The sequence below is a fragment of the Brevundimonas sp. KM4 genome (assembly GCF_000964075.1).
GTDB lineage: Bacteria > Pseudomonadota > Alphaproteobacteria > Caulobacterales > Caulobacteraceae > Brevundimonas > Brevundimonas huaxiensis.
Window position 1 is genome coordinate 105,567 of the sequence record NZ_JZRG01000018.1, and the last position, 11,564, is coordinate 117,130.

Here is an 11,564-nt window from a genome sequence, read left to right on the forward strand (position 1 = left end):
CTACCCGTTCCCGAAGCCGGCGCTCGCGGCCTTGGTCAGCGGCTCCAGCCAGGTCAGACCCACGATGACCAGAGGGAAGGCGAAGGCCGCGCAGGCCCAGCCGATCCACTTGGCCTCGACCGGCGCGGCGTCGGTGGCGATGTCATCCACGGGGGCATCGAACCACATCAGCTTGATGATGCGCAGATAGTAGAAGGCGGCGACGACCGAAGCCACCAGACCCGCGGCCGCGACCGGCCACAGGCCCGCATCGGCGGCGGCGCCGAACACATAGTACTTGCCCCAGAAGCCCGAGAACGGCGGCATCCCCAGCACCGACAGCGACAGCACCGTCAGGGCGACGGCGGTCAGCGGGCGGTCCTTCTTCAGACCGGCCAGATCCGCAATGCGGCGGATCGGACGGCCCGACTTGGACAGCGACAGCAGAATGGCGAAGAAGCCCAGCTGATCAATGACGTAAAGGGTCATGAACATCAGCATGGCCTGCAGGCCCTCGGCCGTGCCCGCCGCGACGCCCAGCAGGGCGTAACCGATGTTGGCGATCGACGAATAGGCCAGCAGGCGCTGGATGTCCTTCTGGGCCAGACCGCCGAAGGCGCCGACGACGAAGCTGATCAGCGAAATGGCGATCAGGACCTGCGACCACTGGGCGTGGGCGTCGCCGAAGCCATGCTCCAGCGCGCGGGCGATCAGGACCATGGCCGCCACCTTGGGCACCGTGGCGAACAGGGCCACGACCGGCGTCGGCGCGCCCTCATAGACGTCGGGCGTCCACATGTGGAACGGCGCGGCCGAAACCTTGAACGCCAGACCGCAGATCAGGAAGACCAGACCGAAGATCAGGCCGGGGCCGGGGTTGTCGGCGGCGAAGGCGGCGATGTCCTCGAACCGCATCGAACCGGCGAAACCGTAGATCAGGCTCGAGCCGTAAAGCAGCAGGCCCGACGACAGGGCGCCAAGGACGAAATACTTCAGGCCCGCTTCCGACGCCTTGACGTCGTTGCGGTGGAAGGCCGCCAGAACATACAGGGCCAGCGAGTGCAGCTCGATCCCGACATACATGGAGATCAGGTCGCCCGACGACGCCATCATCCCCATGCCGGCGGAGGCCAGCACGATCAGGACCGGATATTCGAACTTGGCGATGCGCGTACGCTTCATCCAGCCGTCACCCAGCACGACCGCCACGGCGGCCGACAGATAGATCAGGCTCTTGGCGTAGATGGCCAGCGGATCGGCTACATAGGCCCCGTTGAAGGCGACGCCCCACGGGCCGACGATGGCGATGACCGAGGCGGCGATCAGCAGCAGGACCGACAGGATCGACACCAGCCGGGCGCTCTTGTCGCCGACGAAGGCGCCGACCATCAGCAGGACCAGGGCGCCGACCGCAAGGGTGACTTCCGAGGCGGCGAGATGCAGGGCGGAGGACAGATCAGGCATTATGGTCTCACCCGCCGATCGCGGCGCGATAGGCGCTGGTCAGGGCCTCGACGGCGGGCCCGGTGTAATCGAGGACGGAGGCCGGATGGACCCCCAGCCAGAGCGTGCCGACGATCAGCGGCACGAACAGCAGCAGTTCGCGCTTGTCGATGTCGGTGATGGTCTCCAGCTTCGGATTGGTGATCTCGCCGAACATGACCGCGCGGTACAGGGTCAGGGCATAGACCGCCGAGAAGATCACGCCCGAGGCCGCGACCAGCGCCGCCCAGGTCGAGGCCTGATAGGCGCCCGTCATGGTCAATACTTCGCCGATGAAGCCCGAGGTGCCCGGCAGGCCGACGTTGGCCATGGTGAACATCAGGAAGATGGCCGCGTACCACGGCATCTTGGACGTCAGTCCGCCGTAGAAGGCGATCTCGCGGGTGTGCATCCGGTCGTAGACGACGCCGACACACAGGAACAGCGCGCCTGAAATCAGGCCGTGGCTGATCATCTGGAAGATGGCGCCCTGCATGCCGATGTCGTTGCCCGAGAAGATGCCCAAGGTGACGAACCCCATGTGGGCGACCGACGAATAGGCGATCAGCTTCTTGATGTCCGTCTGACGCCAGGCGACCAGCGACGTATAGACGATGGCGATCACCGACAGGGTGAAGACCAGCGGCCGGAACATCTCCGACGCCATCGGGAACATCGGCACGTTGAACAGGATGAAGCCGTATCCGCCCAGCTTCAGCAGAATGCCCGCCAGGATGACCGAACCGGCCGTCGGCGCCTGAACGTGGGCGTCGGGCAGCCAGGTGTGGACCGGCCACATCGGCATCTTGACCGCGAACGAGGCGAAGAAGGCCAGCCACAGGATCGGCTGAACGGCCGGATCGAAGGCGAAACGCTTCAGCTCGGGAATGCTGGTGGTGCCCGCCTCATGCGCCATCCACAGCATGGCCAGCAGCATCAGAACGGACCCCAGCAGGGTGTAGAGGAAGAACTTGTAGGCCGCGTAAATGCGGTTCTGACCGCCCCAGATGCCGATGATCAGGAACATCGGGACCAGGGTGCCTTCGAAGAAGATGTAGAAGAGGAACAGGTCCAGCGAGGTGAACACCCCGATGACCAGCGTCTCCAGCACCAGGAAGGCGATCATATATTCAACGACGCGCGTCTCGACAGACTTCCAGCTGGCCAGAATGCAGATCGGCATCAGGAAGGCCGTCAGCAGCACGAACAGGATCGAGATCCCGTCGACGCCCAGGTGATAGCTGGCGCCCGCGAACCACGGGACCATCTCCACGAACTGATAGCCGGTGTTAGCCGGATCGAAGCCGGCGACCAGCACGACCGACACCGCCAGGGTCACCAGGGTGGTGATCAAGGCGATCCAGCGCGCGGCCGGCGCGGTCGCATCGGCCGACTTTGACGTCATCCGGGCGACGAAGATCGCCAAGGCCCCGACCAGGGGCAGGAATGTAACGAGGCTCAGGATGTAGGGCACGAGATCAGGCTCCCCACGCGAGGATGGCGAAGGTGAGCAGACCAGCCACCCCGAGCAACATCACGAAGGCGTAGTGATAGACATAGCCGGACTGGATCTTGCCCAGTCGAGCGGCGGATTTCAGCGACACCCAGGCGGCGCCGTTCGGGCCCAGGCCGTCGATGATCTTCACGTCGCAGATCTTCCAGAAGAAGTTCCCGATGGCGCGGAAGCCGCGCACGAACACGAAGTCGTACAGCTCGTCAAAATACCACTTGTTGTAGAGGAAGCGGTAGATGACGCCGTTCCGCTCGGCCATGCGACGGCCCATGCCCTCGCGAGCGACGTAGATCCAATAGGCGAAGGCGGTGCCGATCAGCGTCAGGATCAGCGGCGACCATTTCACCCAGGTCGGAACGTCGTGGCTTTCGTGCAGGACGTGGTTGTTCGCGCCGGTGAAGATCGCGCCGCGCCAGAACTCGCCCTCGTGGTGGCCGATGAAGTGCGGCGCGAAGACGAAGCCGGCCGCGACGGCGCCGACCGACAGCAGGATCAGCGGAACCAGCATGACCAGCGGGCTCTCGTGCGGCTTCAGCGGGCCATGATGACCGTGGTCGTCGTGAGCGTGGTCGTCATGCGCGGCGTGCGCAACGGCGTGGCCGTGATCGTCCGGTAGCGGCTCGGAGTGCGTCTCCAGTTGAGCGGCCGAGGCGTGATCGTCCCCATGATGCGCGCCCTCTTCCTTCCACACCGGCTTGTTGTGGAAGGTCATGAAGACCAGGCGCCACGAATAGTAGGCCGTCAGACCGGCGGCGATGATGCCGACGAAGAAGGCGAACAGGCCGATGGCCGAGTGACCCGAGGCCGCCGAGGCATAGGCGCTCTCGATGATCGAGTCCTTGGAGTAGAAGCCGGCGAAGCCGCCGACGCCAGGGATGCCCAGGCCGGTGATGGCGATGGTGCCGATGGTCATCACCGCATAGGTGACCGGCAGCAGCTTCCACAGGCCGCCCATCTTCCGCATGTCCTGCTCGTGGTGCATGCCGTGGATCACCGAGCCAGCGCCCAGGAACAGCAGCGCCTTGAAGAAGGCGTGCGTGAACAGGTGGAACATGGCCGCCTGATAGGCGCCGACGCCCGCCGCGAAGAACATATAGCCCAGCTGCGAACAGGTCGAATAGGCGATGACCCGCTTGATGTCGTTCTGGGTCAGGCCGACCGTGGCGGCGAACAGGGCCGTGATCGCGCCGATGATGGCGATGATCTGCGACGCGCCCGGCGCATACTCATAGATCGGGCTCAGCAGGCAGACCATATAGACGCCGGCGGTGACCATGGTCGCGGCGTGGATCAGCGCCGACACCGGGGTCGGGCCTTCCATCGCGTCCGGCAACCAGGTGTGCAGGAAGAACTGGGCCGACTTGCCCATGGCGCCGATGAACAGCAGGAAGCCGGCCAGATCCAGCGCGGACCACTGGACGCCCAGGAACTCCCACGTCGTGCCGGCCTTTGTGGCGATCAGCGGGAACAGCTCGGCGAAGTTGATGGTGCCGTACATCCAGAAGACCGTCATGATCCCCAGCACGAAACCGAAGTCGCCGACGCGGTTGACGACGAAGGCCTTGATGGCGGCGGCGCTGGCCGTCGGCTTCTTGAACCAGAAGCCGATCAGCAGATAGGACGCCAGGCCGACGCCTTCCCAGCCGAAGAAGATCTGCATGAAGTCCGCCGCCGTCACCAGCGCCAGCATCATAAAGGTGAACAGCGACAGATAGGCGAAGAAGCGCGGCCGGCTGTCGTCCTCGGCCATATAGCCCCAGGAATACAGGTGAACCAGCGACGACACGCTGGTGACCACGATCAGCATGGTCGCCGACAGGGCGTCGATGCGGATCGACCAGGCCGACTGGAAGTCGCCGACGTTGATGAAGGGCGCCAGGCGGATGGTGAAGGGCTCCATATGGCCCCAGGTCCATTGGCCGAACACCGTCCAGGCGACGGCGCACGAGAAGAACAGCAGGCCGGTCGTAACGGCCTGCGACGGGATGTTGCCGATCCGGCGTCCGAAGAAGCCGGCGATGGCCGCGCCCAGCAGCGGGGCAAAGATCCCGAGAATGACGAGGGTATGGAAGGTCACGCTCAGCCCTTCATCACGGAGGCGTCGTCCACGGCGATGTTGCCGCGGTTACGGAAGAAGGTCACCAGGATCGCCAGGCCGACGGCGGCCTCGGCTGCGGCGACGGTCAGGACGAACATAGCCATGATCTGCCCGCTGATCTCGTTCAGATAGGCCGAGAAGGCGACGAAGTTGATGTTCACCGCCAGCAGGATCAGCTCGATCGACATCAAGATGATGATGACGTTCTTGCGGTTCACGAAGATGCCGAACACCCCGATGGTGAACAGGATTGCAGCGACCGTCAGATAGTGGGTCAGACCGATCATCAGAGAAGCTCCTCGGCGCTGACGCCTTCGCCCGTGGCGGCGGACTTGATCTCGACCGACTTGCGACGGTCGCGGTTCACCTGGTCGCCGGGGTTCTGGCGTTTGATGTGCGGCTTGTGGCGCAGGGTCAGGGTGATGGCGCCGATCATCGCGATCAGCAGCACGATCCCGGCCGCCTGGAAGAAATAGACATAGTCCGTGTAGAGCACGCGGCCGATGGCCTCGACATTCGTCACGCTGGCGTCCGGCGCGCCCGGCGCCGGCAGGCCCGCAGCGGCGCCGCCCTGAACCACGGCGACCGAGACGATGATCATCTCGACCAGCAGCACGGCGGCGATGATGGCGCCCAGCGGCAGATAGCGTGCGTAGCCTTCGCGCAGCTTCAGGAAGTCCACGTCCAGCATCATGACGACGAACAGGAACAGCACCGCGACCGCGCCCACATAGACGACGACCAGCAGCATCGCCAGGAACTCGGCGCCCAGCAGGACGAACAGACCCGCCGACGAGAAGAAGGCCAGGATCAACCACAGCACGCTGTGCACCGGGTTGCGCGCGGTCACGACTAGAAGGCCGGAAACCGTGGCGACCGCCGCCAGCAGATAGAAGGCTATGCCTTGCAGCATGTCGGGACGAAGCCCCTTTCGTATCGGCCGCGACCCCCATTCAGGAATCGCCGACCCGTTTAGCGAGATGCGCCTTAGCGGTAAGGCGCGTCGAGTTCCAGATTCTTGGCGATCTGCCGTTCCCAGCGGTCGCCGTTATCGAGCAGGCGTTGCTTGTCGTAGAGCAGCTCTTCGCGCGTCTCGACGGCGAACTCCGAGTTCGGCCCTTCCACGATGGCGTCCACCGGGCAGGCCTCCTGGCACAGGCCACAATAGATGCACTTGACCATGTCGATGTCGTAGCGGGTCGTGCGGCGGCTGCCATCGGCGCGCGGCTCGGCCTCGATGGTGATGGCCTGGGCGGGGCAGATGGCTTCGCACAGCTTGCAGGCGATGCAGCGTTCCTCGCCGTTCGCATAGCGACGCAACGCGTGCTCGCCACGGAAGCGCGGCGACTGCGGATTGCGCTCGAAGGGATAGTTCACCGTCATCTTGGGACGGGCCATATATTTCAGCGACAGACCGATGGCGCCGATGACGTCCAGCATCATCGCGCCCTTGGTCGCTTGGACGATACGGGTGAACATCAGGGCTTATCCTTGGGGGCGGGCGTCGTCTTGGGGGCGGTCTGGCTGGCGCGCCAGTCCTGTTCAATGCGATCCTGGCGCTGCTGCCATTGATAGCTCGACTCGGGCATGCGCGACGGGTCGGGCGCGCAGGCGGCGGTCATCGCCACAAGACCGAGGCCGATGATAGGGCCGCGCATCACGACCCCACCACGAAGACGCGCCAAGCGGAAACGATCACGACCGCGACCAGCGACGTCGGCAGGAAAATCTTCCAGCCCAGACGCATCAGTTGGTCATAGCGATAGCGCGGCACGAAGGCCTTCACCATCGAGATCATGATGAACCAGAAGACCGTCTTGGCCATGAATGTCAGCAGATAGATCGTATAGGCGATCCAGGCCGGCAGCCCATCCATCCACGCCTGCGGCACGCCGGGGTTCCAGCCGCCGAAGAACAGCAGGCTGATCATCGCGGACATGAAGACGATGTTGACGTACTCGCCCATCATGAACAGCAGATACGGCGTCGAGCTGTATTCGACCTGATAACCGGCGACCAGTTCGGACTCGGCCTCGGGCAGGTCGAACGGCGGGCGGTTGGTTTCGGCCAGGGCCGAGATGAAGAAGATGATCGACATCGGGAACAGGATCACCACCAGCGGCCAGGTGTCGGCGCCGCCGCCGAAGCCGTACCAGTTCCAGAACATGCCCTTCTGGCTGTCGACGATCGCCGACAGGTTCATGGTGCCGGCCAGCAGGATCACATTGATGATGATCAGGCCGAGCGAGACTTCATACGACACCATCTGCGCCGCGGAACGCAGCGAACCTAGGAACGGATACTTCGAGTTCGAAGCCCAGCCGCCCATGATGATGCCGTAAACGCCCAGCGACGACACGGCGAAGATGTACAGGATGCCGACATTCAGGTCCGACACGACCCAACCGGGCGCGAACGGAATGACCGCCCAGGCCATGAAGGCCAGGATCACGGTGATGATCGGGGCGATGATGAAGACCGCCTTGTCCGCGCCGGCCGGGATCACGACCTCCTTCAGCACGAACTTGATCATGTCGGCGAAGGATTGAAGCAGGCCGAAGGGACCGACGACGTTCGGACCCTTGCGCATCTGCACCCCGGCCCAGACCTTGCGGTCGGCCAGCAGCAGGAAAGCGACGGCGATCAGCACGCCGACCGTGATCAGCAGGACCTGGCCGACCGTGATCAGCGTCCAGCCCAGAGGCGTGGCCCAGAAGGAAACGGGGTCCATGGCTTACTCCGCCGCCATTGCGACCGGCTGGGTCCGCAGGGCGGACAGCTCGGCCATCGTCGCGCTGGCGCGCGCTATCGGATTCGAAAGATACGGGTCGGTCACGACCGAGACGAAGGCGCGGTCGCCCAGATCGCCCTTGGCGCCCAGGGCCGCCACGTCGAACGTCGCCGGCGCGGGCAGATAGTCGATCCGGCCGAAGGTCGGATGATCGCCCATCAGCTTGGCGCGCAGTTGCTCCAGCGTGTCGTAAGGCAGGGTCTGATCGACGCGCGCCGACAGGGCGCGGATGATGGCCCAGTCTTCCTTGGCCTCGCCCTTGGGGAAGACGACGCGTTCGGCCATCTGCACCCGGCCCTCGGTGTTGACGTACAGGCCGGCCTTCTCGGTATAGGCCGCGCCCGGCAGGATCACGTCGGCGCCGTGCGCGCCGCGGTCGCCGTGGCTGCCCAGATAGACGCGGAAGGCGTTCGAACCGGTCGGATCGACCTCGTCGGCGCCCAGCAGGAACAGAACGTCAAGCGCATCCGGCTTCAGCATCTCGGCGACGGTCAGGCCGCCCTCAGCCGGCACGAAGCCCATGTCCAGACCGGCGACGCGCGACGCGGCGTGGTGTAGGACGTTGAAGCCGTTCCAGCCGTCAGCGACGACCCCGACCTTCTTGGCCAGGGCGCCGAGCGCGTTCAGGACGGCCGGACCGCCCTCCCCGCCCAGCGCGCCGGAGCCGACGATGATCGCCGGACGCTCGGCCTTGGTCAGGAAGTCTAGCGCCGATTTCGGAAGCTTGGCCAGGGTCTGCGTGCCTGCGCCCAGATAGGCGTAGTCGAACGTCAGGTCGGCCTGTTCGCCGATCAGACCGATCTCCACATCGCCCTTCAGCCAGGTCTTGCGCAGGCGGGCGTTCAGCAGCGGCGCCTCGGTGCGCGGATTGGCGCCGACGATCAGAACGGCGTCAGCCTTTTCAATGCCTTCCAGGCCGGAGTTGAACAGCCATCCTTCACGCGGGCCATAACCCACGGCGGCCCCGTCCTGGCGGCAGTCGGTGTTGTTCGACCCCAGGGCGCGGAACAGGTCCAGCGTCGCCTTCATCGACTCGGCGTCCTGCAGATCGCCGGCGATGACGCCGATACGGTCGGCCGGTGCGGCCTTCAGCTTGGCGGCGACGGCGTCCAGCGCCTCATTCCACGAGGCGGCGCGCAGCTTGCCGTTCTCGCGGATCCACGGACGGTCCAGACGACGCGCGGTCAGGCCGTCGACGACGTAGCGGCTCTTGTCCGACAGCCACTCCTCGTTGATGCCCTCATTGACGCGCGGCAGCACGCGCATGACCTCGGACCCGCGATAGTCGGCGCGGATGTTAGAGCCCAGGGCGTCCATGACGTCGATGGTCTCGGTCTTCTTCAGTTCCCACGGACGATAGTGGTACTGCCACGGGCGGTGCGTCAGGGCGCCGACCGGGCACAGGTCGTTGACATTGCCCGACAGTTCCGAGGCGACCGACTTCTCCAGATAGGTCGTGATCTCGGCGTCCTCGCCGCGCGAGATCATGCCGATGTCCGGCACGCCGGCGACTTCGGTGATGAAGCGGACGCAGCGCGTGCATTGGATGCAGCGCGTCATGAAGGTCTTGATGGTCGGACCCATCGCCTTTTCTTCGACCGCGCGCTTGTTCTCCGAATAGCGCGAACCGTCGCGGCCGTAGCCGACCGACTGGTCCTGCAGGTCGCACTCGCCGCCCTGGTCGCAGATCGGGCAATCCAGCGGGTGGTTGATGAGCAGGAACTCCATCACCCCTTCGCGGGCCTTTTTGACCATCGGCGTGTCGGTGAAGATTTCCTGGCCGTCGGCGGCCGGAAGCGCGCACGAAGCCTGCGGCTTCGGCGGTCCAGGCTTCACCTCGACCAGGCACATGCGGCAGTTGCCGGCGATGGACAGGCGCTCGTGATAGCAGAAGCGCGGAATCTCTTGTCCGGCGCGTTCGGCGACCTGGAGCACGGTCATGCCGGGCTCGAACTCGGTTTCGACGCCGTTGACCTTGGCGATAGGCATCAGCGGGCCTCTTGCTCGGCGGCGGGAACCGCCATTTGTACATCCACGGACATCGGCTGACCGTCGCGGAACAGGCCCGCACCGTCGGCTTGCGCCCGGCATTCGAATTCCAGCCTGCCGCCATCGACCGGCGCGCGCCACGACACCTGGGCCGTGCGTTCGCCGGTGGCGGTGAAGGCGACGGCGTCGCCTTCCTGGCCATACATGCGGTTCACCACGTCGCGGCACGCCGCTTCGAGGTTCGCCGGAGCCGCCGAAGCCGCTTGAGCCGCGACCGGCGCAGCCTCGGCCGACGCCGCCTCGGGCGCTGACGGGGCTTCGGGCGCGACCCTTCCCCCCTCGCCGCAAGCGGCGAGGATCGGAAGCGTCAGCAACAGGGCGACGGCGAGGCGCATCTCTACTCCGCCGCGATCGTGTGGCCGGCGAAGTTCGCGCGGCGGCTGCGATAGTTGGCGATCCGCTCTTCGATCTCGTGACGGAAGTGACGGATCAGGCCCTGAACCGGCCAGGCGGCGGCGTCGCCCAGGGCGCAGATGGTGTGCCCCTCGACCTGTCCGGCGACGTCCAGCAGCAGGTCGATTTCCGACGGATCGGCCTCGCCCACGGCCATCCGCTCCAGCACGCGCCACATCCAGCCGGTGCCTTCGCGGCACGGCGTGCACTGGCCGCAGCTCTCGTGCTTGAAGAAGTAGCTGATGCGGGCGATCGCCTTCACGATGTCGGTGGATTCGTCCATCACCGTCACGCCGGCGGTGCCCAGCGACGAGCGAACCTCGCGCATGGAATCGAAGTCCATCAGGACCGTCTCGGCCTGTTCGCGCGTGATCACCGGGCAGGACGCGCCGCCCGGGATGATGGCCTTCAGATTGCTCCAGCCGCCACGCACGCCGCCGCCGTGATCCTCGATAAGCTGACGCAGCGGGATCGACATGGCCTCTTCGACCACGCAGGGCGTGTTCACGTGGCCGGACAGCGACATCAGCTTGGTGCCGGTGTTGTTCGGACGGCCGAAGCTGGCGAACCAGTCGGCGCCGCGACGCAGGATCGTGCCGACCACGGCGATCGACTCGACGTTGTTCACCGTGGTCGGGCAGCCGTAAAGGCCCGCACCGGCCGGGAACGGCGGCTTCAGGCGGGGCTGACCCTTCTTGCCTTCCAGCGATTCCAGCAGGGCCGTCTCTTCGCCGCAGATGTAGGCGCCGGCGCCGTGGTGAATATAGACGTTGAAGTCCCAGCCGTGGACGTTGCCGTCGCCGATCAGCTTGGCCTCATAGGCCTGCTTGACGGCGGCTTCCATCCGCTCGCGCTCCAGCACGTATTCGCCGCGCAGATAGATGTAACAGGCATGGGCCTGCATCGCGAAGCTGGCGATCAGCGCGCCTTCGATCAGCAGGTGCGGATCATGGCGCATGATCTCGCGGTCCTTGCAGGTCGCGGGCTCGGATTCGTCGGCGTTGATGACCAGGTAGTGAGGACGATCCTTCACTTCCTTGGGCATGAACGACCATTTCAGGCCGGTCGAGAAGCCCGCGCCGCCCCGGCCGCGCAGACCTGAGGCCTTGACGTTGTTGATGATCCAGTCGCGGCCAAGGTCCAGCATGTCCTTGGTGGCGTTCCAGGCGCCGCGGTTCTTTGCCCCGTCCAGCGTCCAGTCGTGGAAGCCGTACAGGTTGGTGAAGATGCGATCCTTGTCTTCGAGAATGCCGACCATG

Annotated in this window: 11 protein-coding genes; all 11 read right to left on the bottom strand. The window is 65.2% G+C overall.

The genetic code is table 11. The features are described from left to right. Complete coding sequence (gene nuoN / locus VH88_RS10555) at positions 1–1,443, bottom strand: NADH-quinone oxidoreductase subunit NuoN (protein WP_045811219.1); 1,443 nt, start codon at positions 1,441–1,443, stop codon at positions 1–3. A gap of 7 nt (positions 1,444–1,450) precedes the next feature. Beyond that, positions 1,451–2,935 (bottom strand): NADH-quinone oxidoreductase subunit M, encoded by a 1,485-nt coding sequence (locus tag VH88_RS10560; protein ID WP_045811220.1) that lies wholly within the window; start codon positions 2,933–2,935, stop codon positions 1,451–1,453. Between the two features lie 4 nt (positions 2,936–2,939). Further along, positions 2,940–5,051 carry an NADH-quinone oxidoreductase subunit L gene (gene nuoL, locus VH88_RS10565; RefSeq protein ID WP_045811221.1) on the bottom strand — a complete coding sequence of 704 codons (2,112 nt, stop codon included), beginning with the start codon at positions 5,049–5,051 and terminating at the stop codon, positions 2,940–2,942. 2 nt (positions 5,052–5,053) lie between these two features. Beyond that, positions 5,054–5,359 (bottom strand): NADH-quinone oxidoreductase subunit NuoK, encoded by a 306-nt coding sequence (nuoK, locus tag VH88_RS10570; protein WP_045811222.1) that lies wholly within the window; start codon positions 5,357–5,359, stop codon positions 5,054–5,056. Then, complete coding sequence (locus tag VH88_RS10575) at positions 5,359–5,985, bottom strand: NADH-quinone oxidoreductase subunit J (RefSeq protein ID WP_017503986.1); 627 nt, start codon at positions 5,983–5,985, stop codon at positions 5,359–5,361. Before VH88_RS10575 ends, nuoK begins: the two co-directional genes overlap by 1 nt. Positions 5,986–6,059: 74 nt before the next feature. After that, a complete protein-coding gene (nuoI, locus tag VH88_RS10580) occupies positions 6,060–6,551 on the bottom strand; it encodes an NADH-quinone oxidoreductase subunit NuoI (protein WP_017503987.1) in 492 nt (163 codons plus the stop codon). Then, the gene (locus VH88_RS10585; RefSeq protein ID WP_045811223.1) at positions 6,551–6,730 is read right to left on the bottom strand and encodes a hypothetical protein; all 180 of its coding nucleotides are present in this window, start codon (positions 6,728–6,730) and stop codon (positions 6,551–6,553) included. Before VH88_RS10585 ends, nuoI begins: the two co-directional genes overlap by 1 nt. Beyond that, positions 6,730–7,803 carry an NADH-quinone oxidoreductase subunit NuoH gene (nuoH, locus tag VH88_RS10590; protein WP_039247406.1) on the bottom strand — a complete coding sequence of 358 codons (1,074 nt, stop codon included), beginning with the start codon at positions 7,801–7,803 and terminating at the stop codon, positions 6,730–6,732. The genes VH88_RS10585 and nuoH overlap by 1 nt, the downstream gene beginning before the upstream one ends. A gap of 3 nt (positions 7,804–7,806) precedes the next feature. Further along, on the bottom strand, positions 7,807–9,852 hold the full coding sequence (nuoG, locus tag VH88_RS10595; RefSeq protein WP_045811224.1) for an NADH-quinone oxidoreductase subunit NuoG: 2,046 nt from the start codon (positions 9,850–9,852) through the stop codon (positions 7,807–7,809). Further along, positions 9,852–10,247 (bottom strand): hypothetical protein, encoded by a 396-nt coding sequence (locus tag VH88_RS10600; protein ID WP_045811225.1) that lies wholly within the window; start codon positions 10,245–10,247, stop codon positions 9,852–9,854. The genes nuoG and VH88_RS10600 overlap by 1 nt, the downstream gene beginning before the upstream one ends. A gap of 2 nt (positions 10,248–10,249) precedes the next feature. Further along, positions 10,250–11,563: an NADH-quinone oxidoreductase subunit NuoF gene (nuoF, locus tag VH88_RS10605; protein ID WP_045811226.1), complete on the bottom strand. Its 1,314-nt coding sequence runs from the start codon at positions 11,561–11,563 to the stop codon at positions 10,250–10,252. Position 11,564 lies beyond the last annotated feature (1 nt).

Bases quoted from the DNA above. Each gene is read 5' to 3' on its own strand.
- nuoN (WP_045811219.1), bottom strand. From the start codon at position 1,443: ATGCCTGATCTGTCCTCCGCCCTGCATCTCGCCGCCTCGGAAGTCACC.
- nuoK (WP_045811222.1), bottom strand. From the start codon at position 5,359: ATGATCGGTCTGACCCACTATCTGACGGTCGCTGCAATCCTGTTCACC.
- VH88_RS10575 (WP_017503986.1), bottom strand. From the start codon at position 5,985: ATGCTGCAAGGCATAGCCTTCTATCTGCTGGCGGCGGTCGCCACGGTT.
- nuoI (WP_017503987.1), bottom strand. From the start codon at position 6,551: ATGTTCACCCGTATCGTCCAAGCGACCAAGGGCGCGATGATGCTGGAC.
- VH88_RS10585 (WP_045811223.1), bottom strand. From the start codon at position 6,730: ATGCGCGGCCCTATCATCGGCCTCGGTCTTGTGGCGATGACCGCCGCC.
- nuoH (WP_039247406.1), bottom strand. From the start codon at position 7,803: ATGGACCCCGTTTCCTTCTGGGCCACGCCTCTGGGCTGGACGCTGATC.
- nuoG (WP_045811224.1), bottom strand. From the start codon at position 9,852: ATGCCTATCGCCAAGGTCAACGGCGTCGAAACCGAGTTCGAGCCCGGC.
- VH88_RS10600 (WP_045811225.1), bottom strand. From the start codon at position 10,247: ATGCGCCTCGCCGTCGCCCTGTTGCTGACGCTTCCGATCCTCGCCGCT.
- nuoF (WP_045811226.1), bottom strand. From the start codon at position 11,563: ATGGTCGGCATTCTCGAAGACAAGGATCGCATCTTCACCAACCTGTAC.